The 26,722-nt window shown below is 69.0% G+C and carries 27 protein-coding genes; 10 read left to right on the top strand and 17 right to left on the bottom strand.

Features of this window, described 5'->3' with window-relative positions:
* Positions 1–71: 71 nt before the first annotated feature.
* From trmD to DMH03_RS15960, 9 genes are all read right to left on the bottom strand, one after another.
* A complete protein-coding gene (gene trmD / locus DMH03_RS16000) occupies positions 72–836 on the bottom strand; it encodes a tRNA (guanosine(37)-N1)-methyltransferase TrmD (protein WP_125786506.1) in 765 nt (254 codons plus the stop codon).
* Positions 836–1,348 (bottom strand): ribosome maturation factor RimM, encoded by a 513-nt coding sequence (gene rimM, locus DMH03_RS15995; protein WP_125792730.1) that lies wholly within the window; start codon positions 1,346–1,348, stop codon positions 836–838. Before rimM ends, trmD begins: the two co-directional genes overlap by 1 nt.
* A gap of 16 nt (positions 1,349–1,364) precedes the next feature.
* Positions 1,365–1,604: an RNA-binding protein gene (locus DMH03_RS15990; protein WP_003103110.1), complete on the bottom strand. Its 240-nt coding sequence runs from the start codon at positions 1,602–1,604 to the stop codon at positions 1,365–1,367.
* Complete coding sequence (rpsP, locus tag DMH03_RS15985) at positions 1,601–2,047, bottom strand: 30S ribosomal protein S16 (protein WP_005154724.1); 447 nt, start codon at positions 2,045–2,047, stop codon at positions 1,601–1,603. The genes DMH03_RS15990 and rpsP overlap by 4 nt, the downstream gene beginning before the upstream one ends.
* Positions 2,048–2,205: 158 nt before the next feature.
* Positions 2,206–3,012, bottom strand: a complete 807-nt coding sequence (locus DMH03_RS15980) for a CPBP family intramembrane glutamic endopeptidase (RefSeq protein ID WP_125792729.1) — start codon at positions 3,010–3,012, stop codon at positions 2,206–2,208.
* Positions 3,013–3,069: 57 nt separating this feature from the next.
* A complete protein-coding gene (locus DMH03_RS15975) occupies positions 3,070–3,819 on the bottom strand; it encodes a CPBP family intramembrane glutamic endopeptidase (RefSeq protein WP_125786934.1) in 750 nt (249 codons plus the stop codon).
* Between the two features lie 45 nt (positions 3,820–3,864).
* On the bottom strand, positions 3,865–4,938 hold the full coding sequence (locus DMH03_RS15970) for an amidohydrolase family protein (protein WP_125792728.1): 1,074 nt from the start codon (positions 4,936–4,938) through the stop codon (positions 3,865–3,867).
* Between the two features lie 3 nt (positions 4,939–4,941).
* Positions 4,942–6,489 (bottom strand): signal recognition particle protein, encoded by a 1,548-nt coding sequence (ffh, locus tag DMH03_RS15965; RefSeq protein ID WP_125792727.1) that lies wholly within the window; start codon positions 6,487–6,489, stop codon positions 4,942–4,944.
* Positions 6,490–6,600: 111 nt separating this feature from the next.
* Complete coding sequence (locus DMH03_RS15960) at positions 6,601–7,092, bottom strand: MarR family winged helix-turn-helix transcriptional regulator (RefSeq protein WP_125792726.1); 492 nt, start codon at positions 7,090–7,092, stop codon at positions 6,601–6,603.
* A gap of 70 nt (positions 7,093–7,162) precedes the next feature.
* Between DMH03_RS15960 and DMH03_RS15955 the strand changes: the two genes are divergently transcribed.
* Positions 7,163–8,020, top strand: a complete 858-nt coding sequence (locus DMH03_RS15955; protein WP_125792725.1) for an NAD(P)H-binding protein — start codon at positions 7,163–7,165, stop codon at positions 8,018–8,020.
* A 244-nt stretch (positions 8,021–8,264) separates the two neighbouring features.
* Here DMH03_RS15955 and DMH03_RS15950 read toward each other — a convergent pair whose 3' ends face one another.
* From DMH03_RS15950 to DMH03_RS15925, 6 genes are all read right to left on the bottom strand, one after another.
* Positions 8,265–9,125, bottom strand: a complete 861-nt coding sequence (locus DMH03_RS15950) for a Ku protein (protein WP_125792724.1) — start codon at positions 9,123–9,125, stop codon at positions 8,265–8,267.
* Positions 9,126–9,175: 50 nt separating this feature from the next.
* The gene (locus tag DMH03_RS15945) at positions 9,176–9,568 is read right to left on the bottom strand and encodes a hypothetical protein (protein ID WP_125786515.1); all 393 of its coding nucleotides are present in this window, start codon (positions 9,566–9,568) and stop codon (positions 9,176–9,178) included.
* A 90-nt stretch (positions 9,569–9,658) separates the two neighbouring features.
* On the bottom strand, positions 9,659–10,501 hold the full coding sequence (locus tag DMH03_RS15940; protein ID WP_125792723.1) for an EamA family transporter: 843 nt from the start codon (positions 10,499–10,501) through the stop codon (positions 9,659–9,661).
* Between the two features lie 44 nt (positions 10,502–10,545).
* Positions 10,546–12,855 (bottom strand): [protein-PII] uridylyltransferase, encoded by a 2,310-nt coding sequence (locus DMH03_RS15935; RefSeq protein WP_125792722.1) that lies wholly within the window; start codon positions 12,853–12,855, stop codon positions 10,546–10,548.
* A gap of 9 nt (positions 12,856–12,864) precedes the next feature.
* A complete protein-coding gene (locus DMH03_RS15930; protein ID WP_125786517.1) occupies positions 12,865–13,203 on the bottom strand; it encodes a P-II family nitrogen regulator in 339 nt (112 codons plus the stop codon).
* A complete protein-coding gene (locus tag DMH03_RS15925) occupies positions 13,200–14,594 on the bottom strand; it encodes an ammonium transporter (RefSeq protein WP_199748884.1) in 1,395 nt (464 codons plus the stop codon). Before DMH03_RS15925 ends, DMH03_RS15930 begins: the two co-directional genes overlap by 4 nt.
* A 175-nt stretch (positions 14,595–14,769) precedes the next feature.
* Between DMH03_RS15925 and DMH03_RS15920 the strand changes: the two genes are divergently transcribed.
* A complete protein-coding gene (locus DMH03_RS15920) occupies positions 14,770–15,630 on the top strand; it encodes a putative RNA methyltransferase (RefSeq protein WP_125792721.1) in 861 nt (286 codons plus the stop codon).
* Entirely contained in the window at positions 15,630–16,253 is a 624-nt protein-coding gene (locus DMH03_RS15915) for a (2Fe-2S)-binding protein (protein ID WP_125792720.1), read from the top strand. The genes DMH03_RS15920 and DMH03_RS15915 overlap by 1 nt, the downstream gene beginning before the upstream one ends.
* A 544-nt stretch (positions 16,254–16,797) precedes the next feature.
* Here the strand turns inward: DMH03_RS15915 and DMH03_RS15910 are convergent.
* Positions 16,798–17,223: a LuxR family transcriptional regulator gene (locus tag DMH03_RS15910; RefSeq protein ID WP_125786520.1), complete on the bottom strand. Its 426-nt coding sequence runs from the start codon at positions 17,221–17,223 to the stop codon at positions 16,798–16,800.
* A gap of 223 nt (positions 17,224–17,446) precedes the next feature.
* On the opposite strand from DMH03_RS15910, the gene DMH03_RS42060 reads away from it, so the two are divergent.
* The 7 genes from DMH03_RS42060 to DMH03_RS15875 all read left to right on the top strand — a co-directional run bounded on the left by DMH03_RS42060 (position 17,447) and on the right by DMH03_RS15875 (position 24,554).
* Positions 17,447–18,349, top strand: a complete 903-nt coding sequence (locus DMH03_RS42060; RefSeq protein ID WP_158633089.1) for a hypothetical protein — start codon at positions 17,447–17,449, stop codon at positions 18,347–18,349.
* On the top strand, positions 18,333–19,676 hold the full coding sequence (locus DMH03_RS15900; RefSeq protein ID WP_125792719.1) for a hypothetical protein: 1,344 nt from the start codon (positions 18,333–18,335) through the stop codon (positions 19,674–19,676). The genes DMH03_RS42060 and DMH03_RS15900 overlap by 17 nt, the downstream gene beginning before the upstream one ends.
* Positions 19,673–20,137: a hypothetical protein gene (locus DMH03_RS15895; protein ID WP_125792718.1), complete on the top strand. Its 465-nt coding sequence runs from the start codon at positions 19,673–19,675 to the stop codon at positions 20,135–20,137. The genes DMH03_RS15900 and DMH03_RS15895 overlap by 4 nt, the downstream gene beginning before the upstream one ends.
* A complete protein-coding gene (locus DMH03_RS15890; protein ID WP_125792717.1) occupies positions 20,134–21,519 on the top strand; it encodes a hypothetical protein in 1,386 nt (461 codons plus the stop codon). Before DMH03_RS15895 ends, DMH03_RS15890 begins: the two co-directional genes overlap by 4 nt.
* A 24-nt stretch (positions 21,520–21,543) precedes the next feature.
* A complete protein-coding gene (locus DMH03_RS15885; protein ID WP_125786524.1) occupies positions 21,544–22,728 on the top strand; it encodes a hypothetical protein in 1,185 nt (394 codons plus the stop codon).
* Positions 22,729–22,791: 63 nt separating this feature from the next.
* Positions 22,792–24,081, top strand: coding sequence for an O-acetylhomoserine aminocarboxypropyltransferase/cysteine synthase family protein (locus DMH03_RS15880; RefSeq protein WP_125792716.1), 1,290 nt, complete (start codon positions 22,792–22,794; stop codon positions 24,079–24,081).
* Positions 24,078–24,554, top strand: coding sequence for a CoA-binding protein (locus DMH03_RS15875; RefSeq protein WP_125792715.1), 477 nt, complete (start codon positions 24,078–24,080; stop codon positions 24,552–24,554). Before DMH03_RS15880 ends, DMH03_RS15875 begins: the two co-directional genes overlap by 4 nt.
* 4 nt (positions 24,555–24,558) lie before the next feature.
* Here DMH03_RS15875 and DMH03_RS15870 read toward each other — a convergent pair whose 3' ends face one another.
* Entirely contained in the window at positions 24,559–26,676 is a 2,118-nt protein-coding gene (locus DMH03_RS15870; RefSeq protein WP_125792714.1) for an RICIN domain-containing protein, read from the bottom strand.
* Between the last annotated feature and the right edge of the window lie 46 nt (positions 26,677–26,722).

Below are 26,722 nucleotides of genomic sequence, written 5' to 3'. Positions count from 1 at the left end.
AACGGCCACTGTCCGTTGTACAAATTCACGCGTCTGTCCACGCCAACCTGTCAAGTATTGCAGACCAGGACTCAGGTACTCGACCCGGCCTGGCCGGTGTCCTCGTGCAACCGCTCGAGGACCCCGAGATCGTGCTTGTCGAGACTACCTTCCGGCAGTTGCCCGATCAGTTCGGGCCTGCGCCGGACGGTACGTTCCAGCGCCTGGTCACGGCGCCAGCGGTCGATCAGCGCGTGGTTTCCCGAACGCAGGACGTCCGGCACGGCCAGGTCTCGCCAGACCTCCGGCCGGGTGTAGCTGGGGCCTTCGAGCAGGCCGTCGGAGAACGAGTCCTCCTCGGCGGAGCGGGCGTTGCCGAGGACGCCGGGCAGGAGCCGGACGACGGCCTCGACCATCACCAGCACCGCGGCCTCGCCGCCGACCAGCACGTAGTCGCCGATCGAGACCTCGTCGACGGGCATCCGCTTCGCGGCGTCGTCGATCACCCGCTGGTCGATGCCCTCGTAGCGGCCGCACGCGAACACGAGGTGCTCCTCGGCGGCGTACTGGTGGGCCATGGCCTGGGTGAACGGCCGTCCGGCCGGGGTGGGGACCACGAGGCGGGTGTTCTCGCCGCAGACGTCGTCCAGGGCGGGGCCCCAGATCTGCGGTTTCATCACCATTCCCGGCCCGCCGCCGTATGGCGCGTCGTCGACCGCGCGGTGGACGTCGTGCGTCCAGTTCCGCAGGTCGTGCACGCCGACCTCGATGAGGCCGCGGTCGATCGCGCGGCCGAGCAACGCGGCGCGGAGGGGGTCGAGGTATTCGGGGAAGATCGTGACGACGTCGAGGCGCATCAGGCGTCCAGCAGGCCTTCCGGCGGGTCGACGACCACACGGCCGCCCGGGACGTCCACCGCCGGGACGATCGCCTTCACGAACGGCACCAGCACCTCGCGTCCGTCGTGTTCGATCGACAGCAGTTCCCCGGCGGGCGAATGCACGATTTCGAGCACCTTGCCGAGGACGGTGCCGTCGGCGAGTTCGGCCCGCAGTCCTTCGAGTTCGTGGTCGTAGAACTCGTCGGGGTCTTCTGTCGGCGGCAGCGTCGAGGTGTCGGCGATCAGCAGCGCGCCGCGGAGGGTTTCCGCGACGTCCCTGGTCGGCACCTCTTCGAAACGCACCAGCAGCCGCCCGCTGTGTTCGCGGGCGGCTGCGATGGTGAGGTTTCTGCTACTGCCGTCACGCAGCTTCGTCGTGACGGCCGAACCGACCGCGAATCGCTGTTCCGGCGAATCCGTGCGCACGTCCACCGCGAGTTCCCCGCGGATTCCGTGCGCCTTGGCGATCCGGCCTACTACGACGTCCATCCCGTTGTGTCCTTGGTCAGCGATCGGTGTCGACGACGTCCACACGGACGCCGCGGCCACCGATGCCGCCCATGACGGTGCGCAGGGCGGTCGCGGTACGACCGCCCCGGCCGATCACCTTGCCGAGATCGTCGGGGTGCACATGCACCTCGAGCGTGCGGCCACGGCGAGTGGTCAGCAGCTCGACCCGGACCTCGTCCGGGTTGTCGACGATCCCGCGCACCAGGTGCTCGAGGGAGTCAGCGAGGAAGCTCACGCCTCGGCCTTGTCACCCTCGGCGGCCTCGGCCTTGTCGGCTTCGGCCTTCTTCGGGGCGGACTTCTTCTTCGGCGTGGTGGCCTCGGCGGAGGCCGAGTCACCGGCGGCGGCGAGCGCGGCGTTGAACAGGTCCTGCTTCGACGGCTTCGGCTCGGCGACCTTCAGGGTGCCCTCGGCGCCCGGCAGGCCCTTGAACTTCTGCCAGTCACCGGTGATCTCGAGGATGCGCTGGACCGGCTCGGTCGGCTGGGCGCCGACGGACAGCCAGTGCTGGGCACGCTCGGTGTCGACCTCGATGAAGCTGGGCTCTTCCTTCGGGTGGTACTTGCCGATCGTCTCGATGGCCTTGCCATCACGGCGAGTGCGCGCGTCGGCGACGATGATGCGGTAGTACGGCGCACGGATCTTGCCGAGACGCTGCAGCTTGATCTTGACGGCCACGGGTGTGGGTACTCCTCAGTTCTCTCTGATGCAGGTGGAAGGCGTGCGCCGGCCGAGTGGGGAACGGCTGCGCACACCCGAAGGTCCGAAGCTCGGGCGCGGTGAGAGGGTCCGGCCAAAGCAGGCAAGCGTACATTCTGCCAGACGCCGACCGGCCGTCAGAACGCGGCTATCCCGAGCGAGGCGAGCAGGATCGTCACGGCCGGGAGGAAGTTGTTCACCTGATGGGCGACGACGCTGCCGAGCAGCCGTCCGGTGAACACCCTGGCGAGCCCGATCGGGATCGCGATCACCAGCAGCAGCGTGGTGCGCAGTGGTTCGAGGTGGCTCGCCGCGAAAACGGCCGTGGAGACCAGGAACGCCGCGATCCTCCCCCAGCGTTCGGTGCGCCACGTCAGCCGTTCCACCGCTCCCCACAACAGGCCGCGGTAGATGATCTCCTCGCAGATCGGCCCGACCAGCCACAGGTAGATGAACATGACGACGGCGGCCGAGACCGACATCCGCCGGTCTTCCACGAGCGCGCTGATCGCCGACGTCGCGTTCTCGTTGCCGACGACCTGCGTCCAGACGTAGGCGGCGAGCGAGGTGAACCCGAGACCGAGCACACCGAGCTTGAGCCCGATTTTGACGTCGGCCCAGCTCCAGCCGATCCGCAGGTCGACGAATGGGCCGTTGCCACGCAGCCGGGTGATCAGCAGCGCGACCCCGGCGGCGATCATCGTCGGCACCATGGTGCCCAGCAGCACCATGCGCATCGGCAGTGGCTGGCCGGGCTGGACGTCGCCGAGCAGGACGCTGATGAACGCCGCCGACGCCAGGAGGACGGCTTCCACCAAGAGGAAGGCCCCGAATCCCCAGCGATGCGACGGTGGCGTGTCGAGCGCGGCCACCTCACCTCCGGCAGGTAGTTCGTCCGGCGGCGCGGCCTCGGGGATCGGCTCCCTGGGCTGAGATACGGTCACGCCGATCCTCCGGTGATCGTTCGGTTACTCAAAGACTCTAACCGCCTTGACGGGCGATCACCTCGCCGCGAAGAGCAATACAGCCGGTGGGAGGTTGTTGGCCGCGTGCGCGATGACCGACGCGCTCACCCTGCCGGAAAGATATCGGGCGAGGCCGATGGCGATGCCTTGGCCGAACAGCGCGATCGTGCGCGCGGCTTCCCCGTGCAGCTGGGCGAAGACCAGCGCGGTGACCAGCAGGATCACCCACGACGGCAGGCGGTGGAAACCCATCGCGTTCCACAGGGTGCCGCGGAAGAGCAGTTCTTCGGTGACCGGGGCGGCGAGGACGACGATGACCGCGGCCAGCACCAGCCAGACCGTGTCGCCTTCGGTGGTGCCGGACAGTTCGGTGATCGGGCCGGGCGAGACGTCGGAAAAGGTCCTGTCGTCGCTGTCGGTCCCGTAGACGGCGAGCAGGAGCAGGTTGAGGAGGTACCCGGCGGCGAGCGCGGCCGCTCCGCAGGCGAGCCCGATCCGGACGTCGCGCCAGGTGGGCTTGAGCCCGAAGTCTTCGCGAAGCCCCTGTCCCCACAGGCGGGACCCGACCGCCGGGCCGAGACCGAGTACGAGGGTCGGCAGGAACGCGAGGATCAGCAGCGGGCCGACGTCACGGAGTTCGAGCGGGTCGTAACCGCCGAAGCGGCCTGACATCACGAAGCTCATGACGAGCGTGACGAGGTGATATCCGGCGATGCCCGCGAAGAACGCTACGAAGCCCCAGTGCGCCCCGAGCACCAGACGCTCGCGAGCCTGCCCGTCGTCCACCACGCCTCCACGCTAAGTGCCGCTCCGGTGACGGATGGAGTCGGGTCAGGCGTAGATCTTGCCACGCAGGACGATATGGCTCGGATGCCGCAGCACCGCGAGATCCTCACGCGGGTCGGCCGGGTAGACGAGCAGATCGGCCGAAGCGCCGTCCACGATTCCGGGCACGCCCAGCCATTCGCGGGCCGCCCACGAAGCCGAAGCCAGCGCCTGTTCGGCGGACATGCCCGCCTTGTGGAGTGCCTCGATCTCGTCGACGAGCCTGCCGTGTTCGACCATGCCGCCCGCGTCGCTTCCGGCGTACACCCGCACGCCCGCCTCGATCGCCGTCGACACCATCTCCCCCACGCCGGCGTGCAGCGCCCGCATGTGGTCGGCGTACACCGGGTATTTGCCCGCCTTGTCGGCGATCCCGGGGAAGTTCTCGATGTTGATCAGGGTCGGCACGAGCGCGATCCCGCGTTCGGCGAGGACGTCCAGCTGGTCCGGGAGGAGTTCCGTGCCGTGTTCGAGGCAGTCGATCCCCGCGCCGATCAAGCCCGGCAACGCGGCCTGGCCGAACACGTGCGCCGTCACCTTGGCGCCCGCGGCGTGCGCGACGGCGATGGCCTCGGCGAGGACGTCGTCGGGCCACAGCGGCGCGAGATCGCCGACGCCGCGGTCGATCCAGTCGCCGACGAGTTTGACCCAGCCGTCGCCGTCGCGGGCCTGTTCGGCGACCGCCTTGGGCAGTTCGGCCGGGTCATCGAGTTCGATGCCGAGGCCGGGGATGTAGCGCTTGCGCAGGGCGAGATGCCGTCCGGCACGGATGATCCGCGGCAGATCGGCACGCTCCTGCAACGGCCGGACGTCGATCGGCAGCCCGCAGTCGCGGATCAGCAGCGTCCCGGCGTCGCGATCGGTGATCGCCTGTCCGGTGGCCTCTTCGAGGGTGGTCGCGCCGCCGACCCCGATGCCGGGATGACAGTGCGCGTCGACCAGTCCGGGGACCAAAAAGCCTTCCCGGACCACGGTTTCCGCTCCGGCGACCGGCTCGGTGGTGATCCGGCCGCCGGTGACCCACAGCTCACGGTGCTCGCCGTCCGGCAGGACGACGCCTGCCAGGTGCAGCGCCTCCACGGGCTATTTGTCCTTCGGCAGCTTGAACTTCTTCGGGTCGAACCCGGGTACGTCGTTCATGCCGCCGAGCTGGGAGAGGTCGGGCATACCGCCGCCGCCGGCGCCACCGGGCATCCCGCCCGGGGGCAGCATCGGCATGCCACCGGGGAAGCCGCCGCGGACCTTGGGCTGCGTCGGACCGCGCCCCTTGCCCTTCTTCCCCTTCTTGCCCTTGCGGTTCTTGCTGCCGCCGCCTCCGCCGCCGAAGCCGAAGCGGCCCGCCATCTGCGCCATCATCTTGCGCGCTTCGAAGAACCGGTTGACCAGGTCGTTGACGTCGCGGACGGCGACACCGGACCCTTTCGAGATCCGGACGCGGCGCGAGGCGTTGATGATCTTCGGGTCCGCCCGCTCGGCGGGGGTCATGCCGCGGATGATCGCCTGCAGCTTGTCGAGCTGCTTGTCGTCGACCTGCGCGAGCTGGTCCTTCATCTGCCCGGCGCCGGGCAGCATGCCGAGCAGGTTGCCGATCGGGCCCATCTTGCGGACCGCGAGCATCTGCTCGAGGAAGTCCTCGAGGGTGAGCTGCCCGCTGCCGAGCTTGGCCGCGGTCTGCTCGGCCTTCTCCTGGTCGAAGTGCTCCTCGGCCTGCTCGATGAGGCTGAGCACGTCACCCATGCCGAGGATCCGGCTGGCCATCCGGTCCGGGTGGAAGAGGTCGAAGTCTTCGAGCTTCTCACCGTTCGAGGCGAACAGGATCGGCTGGCCGGTGACCTGGCGGACCGACAGCGCGGCACCACCGCGGGCGTCACCGTCGAGCTTGGTGAGCACGACACCGGTGAAGCCGACGCCGTCGCGGAACGCTTCGGCCGTGGTGACCGCGTCCTGACCGATCATCGCGTCGACGACGAACAGCGTCTCGTCCGGCGAAACGGCGTCGCGGATGTTGGCGGCCTGTTTCATGAGCTCTTCGTCGACGCCGAGACGGCCGGCGGTGTCGACGAGGACGATGTCGTGCTGGGCGCGCTTGGCCTCGTCGATGGCGCGGCGGGCGACGTCGACCGGGTCGCCGACCCCGTTGCCGGGCTCGGGCGCGAAGACCGCGACCCCGGCCCGCTCGCCGACGACCTGCAGCTGCGTGACCGCGTTGGGGCGCTGGAGGTCACAGGCGACCAGCATCGGCGCGTGGCCCTGCTTCTTCAGCCACATCGCGAGCTTGCCCGCGAGCGTCGTCTTACCGGCACCCTGCAGACCCGCGAGCATGATGACCGTCGGCGGGTTCTTCGCGAACGTGAGCCGCCTGGTCTCGCCGCCGAGGATGGTGACGAGTTCTTCGTTGACGATCTTGATGACCTGCTGCGCCGGGTTCAGCGCGCCGTGCACCTCGGCACCCTTGGCGCGCTCCTTGATCCTGGCGATGAAGTCCTTGACCACCGGCAGCGCGACATCCGCCTCGAGCAGCGCGATACGGATCTCACGCGCGGTGGCGTCGATGTCGGCGTCGGAGAGCCTGCCCTTGCGAGACAGGGTCTGCAGGGCGGACGTGAGCCGATCGGAGAGGGTGTCGAACACGGGTGTGCACGCTCCAGCTGGGGTCGTCGTGGCTTGCCGGTACGGACCGACGGCTTTCCAGAGTAGTCGGTGTCCGGGGCCGGCGTTTGACGCGGTTGCGGACGAGGCCGCCTATCCGGATTCCCCGGCGAGGTCCCCGGTCGCGTCTTTCCCCGCCATGGTGGTGCGCCGCAGGAAATCGGAGATCACGTCGAGTTCCGCGTCGGTGTAGCCGGCGCAGACGTCGTCCATCTTCGCGTTCATCCCCGCCAGGTGCCGGTACACGTCGCCGTCGCGATCGCCGGTCGCCGAAACGACGACCGCGCGGCGGTCGGCCGCGTCCGGCGGACGGTCACGGGTGATCCATCCCGCGCGCTGCAGACGGTCCAGCACCCCGGTCATGGTGGCCGGATGCAGGCCCGCCTGTTTCGCCAGGGCGCTCGGGCTCAACGGTCCGTGCAGGTTCAGCAGTTCGAGGCAGTCGAAGTCCACCGGCTTGAGCGTGACCTTGGCGCTGACCTGGTGATTGAAGAGCGAGAGCTGGTTGTTCAGCGCGCGCAACGCCCCTTTGATCACCGCGACCTTCCGTCGCCGAGGCCTGCCCTCAGGTGTTACGGAAGTCATATCATCTCGTTTCCATGTTCCAAAGTGATACGGTTTCCATATTGTATGGCACTCAGCAAAGGAGTGGGTCATGTACCTGATCACTGGGGCGAGCGGGACCGTCGGACGGCCGTTGATCGACAGCCTCACCGAGGCTGGCGCACGCGTCCGCGCCCTGACCCGGGACGCCAAAGCCGCGTCCGGCTGGCCTTCGGGAGTCGAAGTCGTCGAAGGGGATCCGTCGCGCCCCGACAGCATCGCTCCCTTCATGGCGGGCGTCACCGGGATCTTCCTGCATTCCCGGGCCGCGGCCGCCGCACCTTCCGAAGTGCTCGCGCTGGCGAAGGACCACGGCGTACGACGGGTTGTCGCGTTGTCCGCCACCAACGTCGACGAGCCCGCGGACCACCAGCCGTCGCGTTTCCAGGGCGACCGGAACAAAGAGGTCGAAGAGGCCGCCGTCGCCAGCGGCCTGGAGTGGGTGAGCCTGCGGGCGTCCTTCTTCGCGGCCAACACCCGGCTGACCTGGGCAGGCCAGATCAGCGCGGGCGACGTCGTCTTCGGCCCGTTCGCGGACTTCGCCGAAGCGCCGCTGCACGAGCGGGACCTGGCAGACGTCGCGGCCCGCGCCCTGCTGAGCGACGAGTTCACCGGGCGCAAACTCGAACTGACCGGCCAACGGTCGCTCACCCACGCGGAAATGGTGGACGTGATCGGCACGGTGCTCGGCAAAACCTTGCGATACCAAGAAGTTCCGGCCGACGTGGCCGCGAAGACGATGATCGCGCGAGGCTTCCCCGAAGCGTTCGTCGAGGCGTTGATGAACAGGTATCGGCGGCTCGCCGGTCAGCCCGGCCTCGTCACCGACGGAGTGGCGGAGGTGCTCGGGCGCCCGCCGCGAAGCTACGCGGACTGGGTCGCGGACAACGCCTCGGCGTTCCGGGCCTGACGCAGAACAGGGCTCCGGGACCGGCCGCCCCTCGCAGACCGGTACCGGAGCCCCTACGGAAGGCTCGCTCCCCGCGAGCCGACCGTAAGCACACTTGGCGAGTTTCGCGGGACTTCGTATCGCCGGACCCCCAGTACCAGGCGATTCGCTGCCCGCGCTCTCTCCGCGCGATGACATGACAATGCCCGGTCACCGCGGGGTCACGGCAGCGTGAAGACCCCCAACTATCCCTGGGTAGAACTACTCAGCTGGTCTTGGCCGACGATGAGGCCTTCTTCGCCCGCGTCCGCGCCTGGCGCGCCTTCGCCGCCGCTTCCTTGGCCTTCTCGACCGGAGCGCGGTCTGCCTCGACGGCGCTCTGCTGCAAGGCAGCCAGCAGTCGCGTGACGCCCTCCGCCTGTTCGGCCGCGGTCGGTTGCAGGACGTCGTCCCCGTCAACCTTGGCCTGGATCAGCGCTTCGAGCGCCTCCCGGTAGCGATCGGTGTACCGGCCGGGTTCGAAATCCCGCGTGAGGTCCTCGATCAGCGAGACCGCGTTCCGCAGTTCCCCGCGCCGCAGGTCGACGTCCTCGTGCAGGAACGGGAAGTCGGGCCGCCGTATCTCGTCGGGCCACAGCATCGTCTCGAGCACGATCACCTGATCCCGTACTCGCAGCGCGGCCAGCGTTTCGCGTTGCCGCAACGTCACCTTCACGATCGCGATCCGCCCGGACTGCTGCAGCGCCTCGCTCAACAGCACGTACGGCTTGGTGCCCGCCGGCTCCGGTTCGAGGTGGTAACTGCGCGCGAAGTACGTCGAGTCGACCTGTTCGGCCGGGGTGAAACCGACGACGTCCATCGACTGGGTGGTCGGCGCGATCAGCGACGCGAAGTCCGCGGAGGTCAGCAGGACGACGTCACCGTTGGGGACGGGATGGCCTTTGACGATCTCGGCCGCGGGCACCTCGGCGCCGTCGACCTCGCAGACCCATTTCACCCGCACCCGGCCACCGTCGGGCTCGTGCACCTGGTGGAGGGGGATGTCGTGCTCTTCGGTCGCGCTGTACGCCTTCACCGGAATGGCATAGGTCCCGAAGCCGATCGTGCCTTTCCACACCGCTCGCATGGCCCACCTCCGCCTGGTCAGCGTATCCACGCGCCGAAGCGGCGGGACAGCTACAAACGGGTGTCAGGGGCGACTGAATCGCTCACACATTCGAATGACGGACGCGATTCGGCGAGTGCTTCGGCCGAACAGTCGACAGCGGTGGCCGCCGCCCGGAGTACTTCCGCGACGACCTCGACGTCGATCATCGGGGCGGTGGCCAGCGCACCCTGGCCGCCGCCTTCGACCCGGCCGGCCATCCCTTCGAGCGCGATGGCGAGCGCCTGCTGGCCCGCGACGAGGTGCCGGACCACTTTGAGCAGTTCGGGCACGGTCGCCGCGGTGCCCGACGCGGTCAGGCTGACGGCGAGGTCGTCAGCGCATGCGCGCAGGTGGGAGGCGACCACGGTCGGCGGCAGCGTGATCCGCTGTGGCCCGGGCGAATTCGGCTCGTGACCGAGCACGTGCTCACCGCCCTCCGGATCCTTCGGGTCTCGACGGCGGACATCCTGCCACCATTACCCTCCGCCACTCGCGCGACACCCTGGGAGAGGTCAGCCGAAGCCGAGCAGGACCACCGCGGCCGCCGCTCCGGCGAGTCCGGCGGCCTGGATCCTTGACGGCCGCTCACGCAACGCCACGATGCCGAGTACCACCGGCACGACCGGGTAGAACGACGCGAGGACGACGGCGATCGTGGTCAGTCCTTCCCGGGTGGCGAACAGATAGAGCATCAGCGAAAGCGCCGCGAAGCATCCGTTCAGCGCGGAAAGTGCCGCCAGGCGTGGAGGAAGGCGAAGGCTGCTTCCCGACGGCAGTGCCATGGGCAGGACCGTCAGCGTCGCGGCGAGCCTGCTCGCCACCAACGGCCAGAGACCGGCTTGCGGCGCCGCCTGCGCGAGGGCGAGGTACTGGACGGCGAAACCCACGCTCGCGATGAGCGCGACGCGAGCGGCGGGCGTCGCCCCCGGCCCGTCGCCGTGGCCGGAACGCGACACCGCCCACAGCGCGCAGATCGCCAGTCCGATTCCGAACCAGGCCGGCGCCGAGGGACGTTCGCCGAGTAACGCCACCCCGGCGATCACCGGCAGGGTCACGCTCCCCACGGCGCTGACCGGAACCACGATGCTCAACGCGCCACTGGCCATCGCCCGGAACAAGAAGACCATGCCGAAGCCCGTACCCACCCCGGAAGCCGCGCCCCAGCCGAGATCCGGGAGGGACGGGACTTCCGGCGTCAGCAGCAAAGCCGCGCCGAGCATGAAGACGAAACCGGCCGCCTGCCCCGCGAACGCGATGGCGACGGAGGCCGCCCTCCGCGCGAGCAGGCCGCCCGCGAAGTCGACCAACCCGTAGGACAGCGCGGACCCCAACGCGAGCAAGGTGGGATCCGGCATGCCACTGGCCTACCCGGCGGCCCTGGGTTCAAACGATCAGCGGGTCAGGACGCGGCGGCCAGCAACGCGGCTTCGATCTTCGACCGCCACGCCTGGTCGACGCGACCCGTCCGTGGCGCGATGGCGAACGAGTCGACGACCGCGCCACCGAGGGTGGCCACCTTCGCCCAGCGCACCTCGGCCTCACACCGCCGCAACGCGCCCGCGACCCGGTACAGCAACCCGATCCGGTTCGCGGCCCGCAGTTCGACGACGACCGTGTCGTGCCCGCTGGTCTCGTCGTCGAACCAGATCACCTTCACGTTCGCCGTGGGAGTCTCGCCGTAGTCCCGTTCCTTCGCCGCGAGCCGCTGGGTGAGCGGGAGCGTCCCGGCCACCGCCCGCGCGAACTGCTCACGCAGCAAGGTGACGTCGGGCAGCGAGCCGAACTTCGGCGACGCAGTGAACACACCCGCCCGTCCCCCGTCGTGCCCGCGCAGCACCGCCGCGTGGACCTCGAGCGAGTTCAGCGCGAGCACCCCGGCCGCGGGAGCCAGCAGTTCGGCGCGGGCCGGGACGGCGAGCACCACGGTCACGACCTTGCCGGCGGCCGTGATGCGCACCTCGCCACGGCCGGACGCGACGGCTTCGGCGACGAGCTCCCGTTGCTCGGCGCCCATCGGCTCCGGTGGTACGAAGCCTTTGCCGTGCAACGCTTCCTCGCAACCGGACACGAGTTCGGCGAGCAGGCGCGCCTTCCAGTCGGTCCACACGCCCGGCCCGGTGGCCAGCGAATCCGCCGTCGTCAACGCGTGCAGGAGTTCCAGGAGGACGAGATTGTCGTCGAGCGTCTTCGTCACCCGCTGGATCGTGGCGGGATCGCTGATGTCCCGCCGCGTCGCGGTATGCGGCAACAACAGGTGATGCCGGACCATCGCCGACACCAGCGCGGAATCCGCGGGCGACAACCCGAGCCGCGCCGCCACCTGGGCACTGATCTTCGCGCCGAGTTCGGAATGGTCCGCGTCGCGTCCCTTGCCGATGTCGTGCAGCAGCGCGCCGATCAGCAGCAGATCCGGCCGCGAAACGGTGGTCGTCAGTTTCGACGCCTCGACAGCGGCACGCACGAGATGCCGGTCGACGGTCCACGAATGCACCGGCGACCTCGGCGGGAGATCCCGCACCGCCCCCCATTCGGGGAACAGCCGCGCCCACAGCCCGGTGCGGTCCAGCGCCTCCACTGCGGCGACGAGCCCCTCGCCCGCGCCGAGCAGCTCCACCAGCGCCTTGAGGGCGTCGGCCGGCCATGGCGCACGCAGTTCCGGCGCGGTTTCGGCGAGCGCCCGCAAGGTCCCGTGCGAAATGGGCTTCCGGATCCGGGCCGAAGCCGCGGCGACCCTCAGCAGCAGCGCCGGATCCTTGGCCGGTACCGCGTCCCGCGCCAGCGCGACCTCGTTCCCGTGCAGGACGACACCTTCGTCGAGCGGGGAACGCACCGGCCGCCGCCCGAACCGCGCTTTGGGTGGCTCCACAGTGGACCGAAGTGCCACGTCGACCGCGTACGCGATCGTCCGCCCGGCGCCGGAAAGCTTGCGCGCCAAGGTGAACCGGTCACCGAAGCCGAGTTCACCCGCGACCGTCTCGGCCTCCGGCGCGCTCAGGATGTCCCGTTCCCGGCGCAGTTCGCGGCGTAACTCCGTCCGGACGTCCAGCAGCAGACTCTTCGCCGCCAGCAGTTCCTCGCCGGGCCTCGCCGTCAGCTGAGCCGCCGCCAACGCCTCCAGGATGGCGAAGTCGCGAAGCCCGCCTCGGCCGTGCTTGAGATCCGGCTCGGCGGACTGCGCGATCTCACCACTACGAGCCCAGCGCTGACGCACCGCGTCCGACAGTTCGCCGAGCCGTTTCCTGGCGGTCCGCCGCCACTGGTCCCGTGCCGCGGCTGCCAGCCTGGCGGTGATCTCGGCGTCCCCGGCGATAGGCCGGATGTCGAGCAGCCCCATCGCGGTCCGCAGATCCTCGGACGCCACCTTCAGCGCCTCACCCGGCGTGCGAACCGAGTGGTCGAGGCCGATCTTGGCGTCCCACAACGGATACCAGATCGCGTCGGCGATCTCGCCGACCTTCGAGTTGCCGTTGTGCAGCAACAAGAGGTCGAGGTCGGAGAAGGGCACCAGTTCGCTGCGCCCGAGGCCACCGACGGCGGCCAGCGCGACACCGGGTTCAGCGGTGTCGACGCCGGCCGCCGCGGCGCCCTTGCCCAACCAGAATTCGTAGAGGTCGACCAGGGCCGCCCGCAAAGCGGACGCCCCCAGCCTCCCGTGCCTGCCCTCGAGCAAACGCTCGGTGGCCTTGACCAGTTCACCCCCGTCGGCCATCCGTGGCGCCTATAGAGCGTCCGAGCCGCGTTCGCCGGTGCGTACCCGGATCACCGTCTCGACCGACGTCACCCAGATCTTGCCGTCGCCGATCTTGCCGGTGTGGGCGGCCGTGGTGATCGCGTCGAGGACCTTCTCCACGTTGGAATCGTCGGTGACGACCTCGACCCTCAGCTTGGCCACGAAGTCCACGGAGTACTCCGCGCCCCGGTAGACCTCGGTGTGGCCCTTCTGCCTGCCGTAGCCCTGTACCTCGCTGACCGTCATGCCGAGCACGCCCAGCTGCTCCAGCGCGGAACGGACGTCGTCGAGCGTGAACGGCTTGACGATCGCGGTGATCAGCTTCATGCCTTGCTCTCCTCGAGTTTCGTGGCCGCGTTGCCGGTGGACGACTTGACCGGGATGGAGCTCGGCTGGCCGAGGCCGCCGCCCGATCCGGTGAAGTCGTACGCGCTCTCCGCGTGCTGGGCCTCATCGATACCACTGACCTCGTCCTCCGCGCTGACGCGGAACCCGCCGAGCTTCTTGATCACCCAGCCGATGACGAAGGTGAGCACGAACGAGTACACGAGGACCGCGGCCGCCGCGAGCGCCTGCTTACCGAGCTGGCCGAGGCCGCCGCCGTAGAAGAGGCCGTCGACCCCGAGCGAGTTGACGCTGGTGGTGCCGAAGAAACCGATGAGCAGCGTACCGACGAGACCACCCACGAGGTGGACGCCGACGACGTCGAGGGAGTCGTCGAACCCGAAGCGGAACTTGAGGCCGATCGCCAGTGCGCACAGGGCACCGGCGATGAGACCGATGGCGATGGCACCCAGCGGGCTGACGAACCCGGCCGCCGGGGTGATCGCGACGAGACCCGCGACGGCACCGGAAGCGGCGCCGAGAGTCGTCGGTTTGCCGACCTTGATCTGCTCGATGATCAGCCAGCCGAGGATGGCGGCCGCGGTCGCGACGGTGGTGTTGGTGAACGCGACGGCGGCGAGGTCGTTGGCGGCCAGCGCCGAACCGGCGTTGAAGCCGTACCAGCCGAACCACAGCAACGCGGCGCCCAGCAGCACGAACGGCACGTTGTGCGGACGTCCGGTGCCCTTCGGCCAGCCCTTGCGCTTGCCGAGCACGATCGCGAGCGCCAGGCCCGCCGCGCCGGCGTTGATGTGGACCGCGGTACCACCGGCGAAGTCGAGCGCCTTGAGCTGGTTGGCGATCCAGCCGCCGACCGAATCGGCGCTGATGAAGCCGTTGAACGAGAACACCCAGTGCGCGACCGGGAAGTACACGACGGTCACCCACACCGCGACGAACAGCGTCCAGCCCCAGAACTTGGCGCGGTCGGCGATGGCACCGGAGATCAGCGCGGGCGTGATGATCGCGAACATCAGCTGGAACATCACGAAGGCGAACAGCGGCAGCGCGTCCGCGCCGGGCCACGCGACCTCGGGCGTACTACTGGTCGCGGCGGTCGCGAATCCGGCGAGTTTGCCGGAAATGGTCGAGAGACCCGCGAAGTCGAAATTACCGAGCAACCCGCCGCCCACGTCGTTGCCGAACGCCATCGTGAAGCCGTAAAGCGTCCAGAGGACGCCGACCACGGCGAGCGCGATGAAGTTCATCATCAACATGTTCAGGACGCTCTTCGCGCGGACCATGCCGCCGTAGAAGAACGCCAATCCCGGTGTCATGAGCATGACCAGCGCGGCGCTGATCAGTACCCATGCCGTGTCTCCTGCGTTCAGCACAATCTTCCTCCCGTGCCTGGGGTGTACTGCGCAGGAATTTTTGGACCGCGGTGTTTCCTCGGGCGGCGATTCAGGTTTCACCCGCGTGAACTGTCGGTGCGGCGTTGTTACGTCCAGGTTTCCGGAGACCTGGTGCGTTCTGTCCGGTTGCGAAACCTCGTGGTCGAATAGGGCCATGAACGCACGTGTATCCGGCCATGACCCGCTGCCACCGGAGATCGTCCGGTCGCTGCGGTGTTCGGTCTGCGGTGACCCGGTCGGGGCAATCGACCGCACGGTGCGTTGCGGGAGAGGCCACTCGTTCGACGTAGCGAAGCAGGGTTACGTCAACCTTCTGCACGCGCGCATCCCGGCCGGCACCGCGGACACGGCGCCGATGGTCGCGGCTCGCGTCGACCTCCTCTCTTCGGGTGCTTATCTACCTCTCGCCGACGCCCTCGCGAAGGTGGCTTCGGACCATGTCGAGAGCGGGATGGTCATCGACGCCGGCGCGGGCACGGGGTACTACCTCGCGCACGTGCTCGACGCCGTCCCCGCCGCGTACGGACTGGCGCTCGACGTCTCGGCCGTCGCCCTGCGCCGGGCCGCTCGCGCACACACACGCGCGGGCGCGGCCGTGTGGAACCTGTGGGAACCCTGGCCGGTGGCCGACTCGAGCACGTCACTGATCCTCAACGTCTTCGCGCCCCGCAACGCCCCGCAGTTCCACCGCGTCCTGACCGCGGACGGCCTGCTCGTCGTCGCGACGCCGAACCCGGGGCACCTCCGGGAACTGGGCGACCTGGTGATCTCCGTCGACGGCGGCAAGGACGCGCGGTTGGAAGACACTCTGGGCGAGCACTTCACCCGGGTAGATAGGCACGACGTCACCCAGCGGGTGACGTTGTCGCCCGCGCGGATCCGCCAGGTCGTCGAGATGGGCCCGAGCGCGCATCACCTCCACCGAGACGGACGCCGTGAACGGCTCGACGCGATCAGCGAACCGGTCGACGTCACCACGTCGTTCAGCGTCACGCTGTACCGGCCGGTGCCCTGATGGAGGCGCCCGCGACCCTGCTCGCCGACACCGCATGGGTCAGCGCCCGCATCGGCGGCGCGGCGAAGCTCTACGGCTGCTCCCGGCCCGAAGTGCTCGGCACGATCTGGTGGTACTCGCTGTCTTCGGTCCTCGTCGCCCCCTCCATCGAATCACTCGTCCGTGGTGAACCGCTGGATCCCTCGCTCGACGCCGTCACCATCGATCTCGTCCCGGATGGGCGCTTCACCGGTGCCCGATCGTCACGGGTCCTCCCCGGCGGTCTTGCCGAACTCGGCGCCGCGTTCGCCGGAACGCTGGACACGGCGATCGGCACGATCTCGGCCGTCACCGGGGCGAATCCGCGCGCGCTGGGCGCGATCGCGACGGATTCGATCGGCAACCGCCTGCTGTGGACCGGCGACACCGAACGGGCGGTCGCGCTGGCGGCACCGCTCGTGGCCGCGATCGGACTCGGCATGCCGGAGCCGCGGTTCACCCGGATCGGGCGGAACACCGTGGTGCGGCGTGCTTCCTGCTGCCTGATCTACGAGGCGGGCAACCCGAAGTGCACCAGTTGCCCCCGGCAGACCCCGGAAGAACGAGACCGGCGACTTCGCGGAGCCCTCGGCCAGGTGTCGTGAGATCAACCGCAGCGGAACCACGCAGGAACCTAAGACACCCGTGGCTCTATTGAGGGGAAGCCAAGGTGTCGTGGTGCGGGGCCGGTATCGCTTCTGCGTGGGCGTTCGCCTGGTAGTGAGGGCCTCCTTTCCTACTCTGACGGTAGCGAAGGAGGCTTTCGCTACCGTCAGATGTGGTCCCTGGTGGCAGTGGGCAAGGCGTGACTCGCGTGTTTGGGGACGTGACTCGCGTGTTTGTAGACGGAACTCGCGAGTGCGGAGTCTGAACACGCGAGTTACGTCTCTGAACACGCGAGATCCGGGTTTGAGCACGCGAGTGCGGTGTCGCGTCACCCAGACCGCCGTCTCGCCCGAGACACGACACGTTTGCCTTACCACTCACGACCACCCCGGAGAGCGGGCCTGGCCGCATCGCGGTCCAGACAGCGCCCCCACGCACTTCCTCGCACCGCGAAGGACGCCATTCCCGCATGCCATGCGACGAAAGCGCCCTTCACCACATCAGACGCGGGAAAGTCCCGTCCGGCCCGTGTCGCGGTCCCTTTCACACCGCCGCGAGATTCTCCCCCGTCAACGCGGCCACCATCGCCGCACGGGTGCCGACCCCCAATTTCGTGAAGATCCGCCGCATATGCGCGGAAACCGTGTTCAGGCTGATTTCCAGCACACCGGCGATCTGCTTGTTCGTATAGCCCCTGCTCACCATGCGCGCCACTTCGTGCTCGCGCGGGCTGAGCAGGTCGTGCGCCTCCGGCGTCACCGGTACGAGCAGGCATCTGACGCCGTGCTCGGTGAGGTCGAGCAACGGTCTCCGCATCGCGGCGTCCCCGTCGCACAGTTCCGTGACCCGCCGGACGAGTGATCTCGCCAGGCTTCGCACGGTTTCGTCGTCCGAAACGACCTTCCTCCGCTGCCGCGCGAGATCGTGTATCGGTGCCGCAGGAAATCCCACCGCCGGGCTCGTGGACATAGACCGGCCTCCCCCCTCTTGGTTTCCCTCCCTCTCTAGCAAACCCCTCCGACAGGAAAAGCGCATCGTCGATTTGTGTGACAAGTCCGAACTAGTCGATTCATGTCACACAGGAACGTGTGACTACCGGTGTGCCCCGGTGTGCGGGCAGTGTCGGGTCCGTGCTCACCGACGCACCGCGCCGGGGACCGCGGGATTTTCACCGGAGCAGAGGAGAACGGTTATGAGCCGTGGCTATGCGGCAGTGGACGGCGAGTTGGAAGACGAGCTGAGCCGTGAGTTCGAGGACGAGTTCGAGGACGAGCTGGAGGGCGCGCTCGGCGAACTGGCCTATGAGCTGGAGGACGAGCTCGAAGACGAGGACGAGGCGCTCTACGAGTTCGAGGACGAAGACGAACTGGGTGAACTGGCCCAGGAGCTCGAAGACGAACTCGAGGACGAGGACGAAGCGCTCTACGAGTTCGAGTTCGAGGACGAGGCCGAATTCGAAGCGGAGTTCGAGAACCTGGTCCGCGAGCTCGAGGCGGAGTTCGAGTTCGAGGACGAGTTCGAAGGAGAGGACTTCGTCAATCCGCTGCGTCGCCTCTATCCCGACGCCGATCAGCTGGCCAGGCTGGCCTTCCAGGCGGAACAGGCCGAGACCGAGGAGGAGGCCGAGGCGTTCATCGGACCGCTGGCGGCGCTGGCCGTCCGCGCGCTGCCCCGGCTCGCCCCGATCGTGCGCTCGGTGGCCCCGAAGATCATCCGCGGCGCCGCCGGCCTCGGCCGCAGGCTCTGGCGCAATCCCGGCACACGGCACCTCGTCCGGCGTATTCCGCAGATCGTCAAGCGCACCGCGAAGAAGGTCGGTGCCCGCCTCAAAAACCCCCTGCAGATGACGCCCGGCTGGCTGTCGAACGCGTTGATCGGTGGCGCTGTCAGCTTCGGTGCGGACAAGCTGCTGAAGCGGCCGAAGAAGAAGAGCACGCGCCGCAAGCAGCCCGCTCGACGGCGTGCGGCGGCACAGCGGCCGGGAGCACAGCGTCGCCGGACCGCGCGGCGTGTCCCGGCGCGGACCGCGGCACAGCGCAACCGGCGTCGTGCCGCACAGAGCAAGCGGGCGCGCGGCCGTGCGCGCCGCCGTTAGGGCGCTCCCCGCGGCATCCGGTGCCCCGGTCCCTCCCGCCGGAGCGCGGCGGGCGAGGCCATCCGGCGGGAGGGAACTGGAGGCATGGGTCCTCTCCCAGGCCACCAACGTGGAGCGGCATCTGGACGCGTTGCGGCCGTTCCGCTGGTCGGAGTTCGGCGATCCGGCGACCGGGCCGAGCCGGGCCCATCTGGCGGCGGTCAACCGCATGATGGCGACCCTGCGGGGACCGTTGTCCACCGCGACCCGCGTGGCCCGCAGGAGCGCGCAGGAGGCGGTGGAGCGGCCGGAACAGGCCGAGCTCGCCCGGCTCCTGCTGGCGAAGTCCCGCGCCCAGCGCTGGGTCCGGACCACCGAACGGGTCTGGGACTTCTACCTCGACCTGTTCAACCAGCGGCAGGGCGCGTTCGCCCCGTGGCTGGTGGCCTGCGACCGGGTGGCGCTCGACTGCTATCAGTACGCGTACCTCGGGATCGGGCACTGGCGGTCGATCCCGACTCCGCCACCGTTCTGCTACCTGCGCACCGGCTCCGGCCCGGCCACCTCGCGCCGCGGGATCCCCTTGCGGCGGCTGGGAAACCGGCTGAACCCGTTCCCGCTGATCCAGCTTCCGTACCACCGGCTGGTGAACCCGTGGACGCTCGGCGCGGTCCTGCACGAGGTGAGCCACAACCTGCAGAACGACCTTGGCCTCGCCAGGGCGATCCCGCTGCAGGTCGCGGCGAGACTCGTCGAGGCGGGGGTGCCACGGGCGGTGACCGGTACCTGGGTCAGGTGGAACCGCGAGACCTTCGCCGACCTGTCCGCGCTGTTGCTGGGCGGTCCGGCGGTCGTCGGTTCGCTGTTCGACGTCATCGGGCGCACCGAACTCGAAACGACGGTGTTCTCCCCACGCGCGGTGCACCCGGTGCCGTACCTGCGGGCGAAGATCTCGGTGGAGTTGTTGCGCCGCATGGGTTTCACCCAGCACGCGGAAGCATACGCGGCGCTGTGGCGGAAGCTGTACCCGAGGGCGAAGCTGATCAACGCACCGCCGGCACTGTTGAAAACGGCGGACAAGGCGATCCCCGTGGTGGTGGACGCGATGTGCTTCACCTCGTTCCCCTCGCTGGGCCATCGCCCCCTCGCGAAGGCGCTGCGGTTCGAAGCCAAGGAACAGGCGATGATCGAGGAAGCGGCGGAAAGGCTGGCCGACGGCGTGTCCCCGGGCGTGGTGCCGGAACGGTTCCTGATCGGCGCGGTCCGGTTCGCGCTCGAAGAGGGAATGGCCTCGCCGAAGCGGCTTTCCGGTTTCTTCATGGAAGAGCTCGGCAGGAGGTCGAGATGACCATCCACACCGAATTCTCCCGGCTGGGCAAGGAAGTGAACCAGGTGGCGGCGTGCTGGCGGGCGCTGGAGATCAGCGTCTCGGAGGACAGGCCCGACGGCGTCGGGCTCGCCGCGGCGGATCACCTCGCCGAGGTCGTCCTCGACGGTACCGGTGAGGTCGAAGCGGCCACACGTGCCACACAGCGCCCGGTGAGCGCCGAGTCGTTGCACACCACAGCGTCGTCGCTGCTGAAGCTGCGGCGCCGGGTGGACGGGCAGTGCCGTTCGCACCACGCGGTTTCCGGGCTGCTGCGCGCGGTGCACGGGCGGGAACAGGAATGGCGGGGCTGGGCGAAGAGCTTCCACGCCGGGGTGGACCAATGCGCCATCGCCTTGTCCTCGGCGGAGGACGTGATGGTGCGGTGCTGGCGTGAAGCAGTGGAACTGGCCGAATTCAAGGGATGTGGGGCGACCCGATGACGATCAACGACGACCGCGGCGCGACGTTGCCGCGTGCACAGGACATCGACAGCGCGTATCCGCTGTCGACCGGGCAGTACCCACCGCCGTCGGCGGCACCCGGCGCACTCGCCGCACAGACGATCAGCGACATGCTCGGCTGGAAGTGGCGCGAGGGTGACACGAAAGGGTTCGTGGCGGCGCTGACCGGCAGCTTCGAGCTGAAAGAAGTCCAAGGGCGAACCGAGGCCAAGTGGACACCGCGCGGGTACGCGATCCAAGCCGACCTCGGCGCCGTCACCGGCGGACAGGCCTCGCTCGCGGCGAGGGCCCGGAGCGCGGTCAAGGACTCGCTCGCACTGCTCGACTCGCTCCGTCCACTGAGGACGGATTCGGACCCCGAGAACGCCGAAGGCTTCCGTGCGCTCGTCCGGCACGATCTCGAACAGATCCGGCAGGAGCTGGAGAGCCCGCTGCTCCGCGTGGCACGGGTCGATCAGCTCTTCCTGCTGCTGCTCGGAGACGGGACGCGAGGGCACCTCGGCCAGTTGCGGGACGAGCTCGGCCTGGTCTCGGGCAAGGTCAACACGATCGAGGAAGAACGGATCCAGACCTCCTTCATCACGCTGACGGATTGGGTGGTCTCGTTGTTCAGGGGCTGGCAGGACGCACGCGACAAGATCGATCCGTTCTCGCAGCCGGCAGGCGGTCAGCCGTTCTTCGGTCCCGCCGTGGTCGCCCTTTCCCGGCTGCTGTCCGCGGCGGCGTCCCAGGTCGACGAGGTCGTCGCGATGCTGCGATCGGTGTTCATCCAGCAGGAAGACCTGGAAGTGCTCCGTGTCCCGGACCCGGAGGGCGGGACCATGTCGCTCGGCGGGCTGCTGCGCTGGATCCGTGAATTCGCCACCTTCGAGGGCGGCAAGCTGATCGAGTCGGCGGGCAAGGAAGGTGTCGGCACGTCGTTCATCCAGATCGCGAGGCGGCTTCAGCGGATCGTGGCCAACCTGCCCCGGCAGAGCACCGGCGGCCTCAACGGGGACATCCCCGGCAACTTCCGCGCGTCACTTCCCCCGGGCTTCTTCAGCTCCCGCGTGCAACGGGCCATCGACGAACTCGACGACCATCTGCAGGAGGTCGTCCGGATCGCCGAGCCGATCGGGCGGCCCGGCACGCCGTCGCCGTCGTCGTCCGACCCGAATCCACCGGCCCCGCCCACCCCGCAGCTCATGCCGCAGCCGACGCCCCCGCCGCCTCCGCTGCCCCCGCCGTCGTCCGGGCGGACGCCGGCGGTGCCGTCGGTCGCCGAGCTGCGCGAAGGGCACGCCGTCCAAGAAGAGCAGACACCACCCGAGGCGGAGGAACCGCCGAAACCCCGGACCACGCGCAAGCGGACCGGGCAGTAGCCGGACCCGTACGGGAGGAAGACGATGGGCACGGAAAAGGAATACCGGGAACTCTTCGACCGGGTCGCGGCACTGCGCGGCCAGGTCGCCGGGAAGCTCGCCAATGAACTGGGCAGCGATCCGAAGCTCGGCGACGCGGTCCTCAAACAGCTGGACGACATGCTCACCGCGGTCGAGGCCGAACAGCGGGGCAGGCCAGGTCCGGCGGACGGCGGGATCGCGCAGCTCGTCGGTCTCGGCGACAGTTCGGCCGCGGACCTCGGGGCGACGGCGATGCCGCCGGGCGTCGATGCCTACGACGAGACGGTCGCTTCGGAGCGGGTCATCGCGGTCGGCGACCTGTACTACCTGTATCAGCACGAGCGGATCGGCGTGTTCCGCGTGGTGCAGAAACTGCAGGAGCTGTTCCAGGGCGGCGCCATCCGGCTTTCCGACGGCCCCGGCGCCTTCGGCCTGTACCGGTTCGACCGGCGGGACGTGCTGCGCTACACCCGGCGGGACCGCATCAGCGCGTACCGGCGAGTGCTCGGCTACGGCAAGGGGCTCGGCTCGGCGAACTCGCGGCCGAACACCGACTTCCACCAGCTGTTCACGCAGTTCAGCAACCAGGTGGCGTTGTTCTGGCGGGACAAGCGGATCTCCGACGTCGTCCGGGAACGCGCGTACGACCCGAGCTTCGGCAGTGTCGCCGTCGTCCGGCGCAGCGGGCTGGACCTGCGGAACAACCTGAAGTTCACCTCGTACGGCCATCTGAACGTGCTGCGGGTCGAGGTCATGCAGCTGTTGACGGAGGCGTTCAAGATCCTCGGCTCGGAGGACGTGCTGGATCTGTTCGGCGCCGCCAACGCCTGGGACACCGTGGACGAGGTGCTGATCCGCCACTTCGACCAGCGGCTGGTGTCTTCGCCTCGGCAGCGGATGGCGGTCACCGGACGTCAGGTGCTGCGCTGGCTCGCGGCGCCGCACATCCTCGAAACCACCCGGTCGGAGTTCGAGGCTTTGCTGCTCGAGATCGCCGAGCCCGCCGAAGAGTGGCTGACCTCGGCGCAGTCCCTGCGGCTGGCGGACCGGACGAACTCGCGCGAGGTGCTGCCCGCCGACCGGCAACGGCCGGCCGGGGTCGCGGTGTCCCGCGCCGAATCGCGGCCGGTCACCCCGCGGCGGAACGGTCACCGCCCTGGCACGGTGATCACCCTCGACCGCCAGTAGGACGGGTGGCCACGGGATGGGAACGATGGTCACCGGGTGGGACGCGAGGTAGCGTCGGGCGCGATGAGTGAACGCACCTGGGGCTTCCGCACCCGCGCCCTGCACGCGGGCGGGACGCCCGACCCGGCGACCGGCGCCCGCGCCGTGCCCATCTACCAGACCACGAGCTTCGTCTTCGAGGACGCGGCCGACGCGGCGAACCTGTTCGCGTTGCAGAAGTACGGCAACATCTACAGCCGCATCGGCAATCCGACGGTCGCGGCCTTCGAGGAACGCTTGGCCAGCCTCGAAGGCGCGATCGGCGGGGTCGCGACCAGCAGTGGCCAGGCGGCCGAGTTCCTGACCTTCTCCGCGCTCGCCGAGGCGGGAGACCACATCGTCTCCGCCGGCGGGCTCTACGGCGGGACGGTCACGCAACTCACCGGGACGCTGCGCCGCTTCGGGATCGAGACCACCTTCGTCAGCGGTGACCGCATCGAGGACTACGCGGCCGCCATCACCGACCGGACGAAGCTGATCTTCACCGAGATCATCGGCAATCCCGGCGGCGGGATCGCCGACCTCGCCGGGCTGGCGGAGCTCGCGCACGCGCACGACATCCCGCTGGTCGTCGACGCCACCCTGGCGACGCCGTACCTGTGCCGCCCGATCGAGCACGGCACCGACATCGTGCTGCATTCGGCCACGAAATTCCTCGGCGGACACGGCACCACGCTGGGCGGGGTGGTCGTCGAATCCGGGAAGTTCGACTGGGGGAACGGGAAGTTCCCGCGGATGACGGAGACCGTCGAAAGCTACGGCGGCCTGAAGTACTGGGAGAACTTCGGCGAGTACGCCTTCTGCACCCGGCTCCGCGCCGAGCAGTTGCGCGACATCGGCGCCGTCCTCTCCCCGCACTCGGCCTTCCTCCTGCTGCAAGGCGTCGAGACGCTGCCGCAGCGGATGGACGCCCACGTCGCCAATGCGCGAGCCGTCGCGGAGTACCTCGCGAACGACAGCAGGGTGGCCTGGGTGAACTACGCGGGCCTGCCGGACCATCCGCACCACGACCGCGCGAAGAAGTACCTGCCCGCCGGGCCAGGCGCCGTGTTCTCCTTCGGTGTCGACGGCGGCCGCGCGGCCGGGGAGACGTTCGTGAACTCCGTCGAGCTGCTGTCGCATCTGGCGAATGTCGGGGACGCGCGGACGCTGGTCATCCATCCGGCGTCCACCACCCATCAGCAGCTTTCGGAGGACCAGTTGCGCGCGGCGGGTGCCGGCCCGGACCTGATCCGCCTGTCGGTCGGGCTGGAGGATGTCGACGACATCCTGTGGGATCTCGATCAGGCACTCGGCAAGGCGGTGGCGGGATGAGCCATGACGTCGGCGCGGTCGAGCGCCGCCGCATCCTTTCGCGGACGAAATCGGTGACCATCGTCGGCGCCTCGAACAATCCGGCGCGGCCGAGTTATTTCGTCGCGACGTACCTGCTCTCCTCCAGCAAGTACCAGGTCAACTTCGTGAACCCGCGGCTGGACGAACTCCTCGGACAGCCGGTGTACCCGTCACTGGCCGACGTTCCCGGCGAAGTCGACCTGGTCAGCGTGTTCCGCAAGCACGACGACCTCCCCGGCGTCGCCGAGGAGGTCGTCAGGGCCGGAGCGCGCACGCTCTGGCTGCAACTGGGCCTGTGGCACGAACCCGTCGCCGACAGGGCCCTGGAGGCCGGACTGGACGTGGTGATGAACCGCTGCGTCAAGATCGAGCACGCCCGGTTCGCCGGTGGGCTCCACCTCGCCGGTTTCAACACCGGCGTGATCAGCTCACGACGCCAGTCCGCCCCCTGAGGCGTTACTCCGCCGCGGTGTTCACCGTGAACGGCAGCCACTGCACGGTGACCCCGTTCGCCGGCGAGACCGGCATCCGCCAGTTCTGGCAGCCGCGACCGGGGATCCGGTCCCAGATGAACAGCGGTGCTCCCTGGCCCGCGGTGCAGCCCTGGTCCAGCAGCTTGCCCGCGTTCTGGACGGCGTACCGGTACACCCCCGTGCCGACCGTCTGCGGTTCGATCGTCCACTTCTGGCACGCGCCCGCGACGCGGTCGTAGGTGGTCACCGGGTTCCCGCTGGCCGTATGACAGCCGGTGTTGTCCAAGACCTGCCCGGAATGCTTGGCACGGAACTGGTAGTAGCCGTCACCGGTTCCCCACGGGAAGAACTTCTGGCAGTCCGCGCCGTTCGACGGCCACTGCTGCACCTTGGTCCCGTTGTTCCAGCCGCACGCGGCGACATCGGCGTAGAGCCCGCTCGACACCGCCTGCAGTGAGACCCAGGCGTCGTCGGCGAACTCTTCACCGGGGTCGAATGTGGTGGCCCGGAACCGGTAGCTGTGGTTGTCCTGCAACAGTCCTGGCGGCACCGTCCAGGTCGCGGCGGTGCCGGAGGGGACGTCCCACTTCCAGTAGTCCCCGATCATCGTTTCGCCTTCGTAGACGTAGAAGACCGCGGTGACGTTGCCGCCGTCGGGGTCTGTCGGCGTGAAGCGCAGCGTCGGGGTGAGGGACTTCGTGTGGGTGACGCCGCCGATGTCGACGCGGTCCGAGATGTCGTGCCCGGCGGCGGGATTCGGCCGCTGGTTCCGGTAGGTCACCTCGATGTACGGCGACTTGCCGCCCTCGCCGGACGAGAACTTCTTCCAGCCGAAGGAATCCGACTCGTTCTCCGCCTTCAGCACCATCGATCCGGTGGTGACCCCCGAACCGGCCCAGGCACCGACCAGGTTCCCGATCGGGGTCCGGACCCAGTCGGCCGCGCAGGCCGCGCTGTAGCCACGGGTCGCGTTCGTCGTCGCCCATCGCGTGCGGGGCGGCGGCTGGTTCGACCAGCGCGTGCCCGTGTCGGCGGGCAGGGAGTCCCAGATCTCCCAGTTACGCGGCGAGCAGGAGTAGGAATGGTTGCCCCACAACGACAACGTGGCCGAATCGATCGCGGCGCCGCGGAACCGCGCCACGTCGAAGTGGAGATACGACCGGGCCTTCGTGGCTCCGCCGTCATAGGTGCCGATGCGGAGTTCGGTGGCACCCGACTGGTCGGTGGTCGCGATGTTCGACTGCGTGAAGGTGTCGAAGTTCGTCCACACCGACACACCCGGATCGACGATGACCGGATAGGACCGCGCCGGGTCGGCGAAGTAGCCCGCGTCCGGCGTCACGTTCAAGCCGAGTGTTCCGCGTTCCTTGGCGGACACCACTTTCCCGACCTTCACCTTGGCGACGGGGTCGCCACTGCGCTGGTCGATCCGCGAGTCCCACATCTCGGCGGCGGGCACACTGCCCACCACCGCGCCGGACGCCGTGACCAGCTGCGTGTTCCCGTCCGCGTCGGTGCGCGGCGTGAGCCCGGTCGCCCGCAGCGGGAGAGCGAACGTCAGCGCGCGATCGGGACGCCGCTTGACGACGAAGAACTGCTCGAAACCGGTCCGCGTGGCCTTGACCTGCAGGTCGACGCCGGGCTGGATCTCCGGGTACGTGGCGGTCTCGCCGGTCAGCACCGGCTCGGGCAGCGCGCCCGGGTACTGCAGGGCGACCTTCCCGTCCCGGCTCTGCACGGTGGCGAGATCACCGCTCTTGGCGCTCGCGCCGGCCAGCACGAGTTCGCGTGGATGCGCCTTCGGCCGGACGAGCCCGTCGGCGCTCTTCTCAAGCGTCAAGTCGACAGGCACCCAGTCACCACCGCGGCGGACGTGGACCGGACCGCCGTGCACCTGGGTGGTGCGGGAACCGTCGGGATTGGCGAACGTGGACGAGTTCTCGGTGCGTTCCGAGCGCATCTCGACCGGCTTCTGCTGCGAACGCGCCACGGTTTCGGGCGACGTCGCTTGCGCGGGGGCGGCGAACACGGCGCTCCCGGCCAGGCAAGCGGCGAAAAGCGCGAGGCCCCGCCGCGGAATTCTTCGGGTTTCGGCTTGCACTTCGGTCTCCCCAGCAAGTGGATGAAGTTGACATGTCGGTTACGCA

The sequence above is a fragment of the Amycolatopsis sp. WAC 01376 genome (genome assembly GCF_003947415.1).
In the GTDB taxonomy this organism is placed as follows: Bacteria; Actinomycetota; Actinomycetes; order Mycobacteriales; family Pseudonocardiaceae; genus Amycolatopsis.
This window is presented reverse-complemented; position numbering and strand designations above follow the sequence as displayed.

What these genes read in the sequence shown, in the direction of transcription:
- trmD (WP_125786506.1), bottom strand. Translation starts at nt 836, where the DNA reads ATGCGCCTCGACGTCGTCACGATCTTCCCCGAATACCTCGACCCCCTC.
- rimM (WP_125792730.1), bottom strand. Translation starts at nt 1,348, where the DNA reads ATGGACGTCGTAGTAGGCCGGATCGCCAAGGCGCACGGAATCCGCGGG.
- DMH03_RS15960 (WP_125792726.1), bottom strand. Translation starts at nt 7,092, where the DNA reads ATGACTTCCGTAACACCTGAGGGCAGGCCTCGGCGACGGAAGGTCGCG.
- DMH03_RS15955 (WP_125792725.1), top strand. Translation starts at nt 7,163, where the DNA reads ATGTACCTGATCACTGGGGCGAGCGGGACCGTCGGACGGCCGTTGATC.
- DMH03_RS15950 (WP_125792724.1), bottom strand. Translation starts at nt 9,125, where the DNA reads ATGCGAGCGGTGTGGAAAGGCACGATCGGCTTCGGGACCTATGCCATT.
- DMH03_RS15940 (WP_125792723.1), bottom strand. Translation starts at nt 10,501, where the DNA reads ATGCCGGATCCCACCTTGCTCGCGTTGGGGTCCGCGCTGTCCTACGGG.
- DMH03_RS15935 (WP_125792722.1), bottom strand. Translation starts at nt 12,855, where the DNA reads ATGGCCGACGGGGGTGAACTGGTCAAGGCCACCGAGCGTTTGCTCGAG.
- DMH03_RS15930 (WP_125786517.1), bottom strand. Translation starts at nt 13,203, where the DNA reads ATGAAGCTGATCACCGCGATCGTCAAGCCGTTCACGCTCGACGACGTC.
- DMH03_RS15920 (WP_125792721.1), top strand. Translation starts at nt 14,770, where the DNA reads ATGAACGCACGTGTATCCGGCCATGACCCGCTGCCACCGGAGATCGTC.
- DMH03_RS15915 (WP_125792720.1), top strand. Translation starts at nt 15,630, where the DNA reads ATGGAGGCGCCCGCGACCCTGCTCGCCGACACCGCATGGGTCAGCGCC.
- DMH03_RS15910 (WP_125786520.1), bottom strand. Translation starts at nt 17,223, where the DNA reads ATGTCCACGAGCCCGGCGGTGGGATTTCCTGCGGCACCGATACACGAT.
- DMH03_RS42060 (WP_158633089.1), top strand. Translation starts at nt 17,447, where the DNA reads ATGAGCCGTGGCTATGCGGCAGTGGACGGCGAGTTGGAAGACGAGCTG.
- DMH03_RS15895 (WP_125792718.1), top strand. Translation starts at nt 19,673, where the DNA reads ATGACCATCCACACCGAATTCTCCCGGCTGGGCAAGGAAGTGAACCAG.
- DMH03_RS15890 (WP_125792717.1), top strand. Translation starts at nt 20,134, where the DNA reads ATGACGATCAACGACGACCGCGGCGCGACGTTGCCGCGTGCACAGGAC.
- DMH03_RS15885 (WP_125786524.1), top strand. Translation starts at nt 21,544, where the DNA reads ATGGGCACGGAAAAGGAATACCGGGAACTCTTCGACCGGGTCGCGGCA.
- DMH03_RS15880 (WP_125792716.1), top strand. Translation starts at nt 22,792, where the DNA reads ATGAGTGAACGCACCTGGGGCTTCCGCACCCGCGCCCTGCACGCGGGC.
- DMH03_RS15875 (WP_125792715.1), top strand. Translation starts at nt 24,078, where the DNA reads ATGAGCCATGACGTCGGCGCGGTCGAGCGCCGCCGCATCCTTTCGCGG.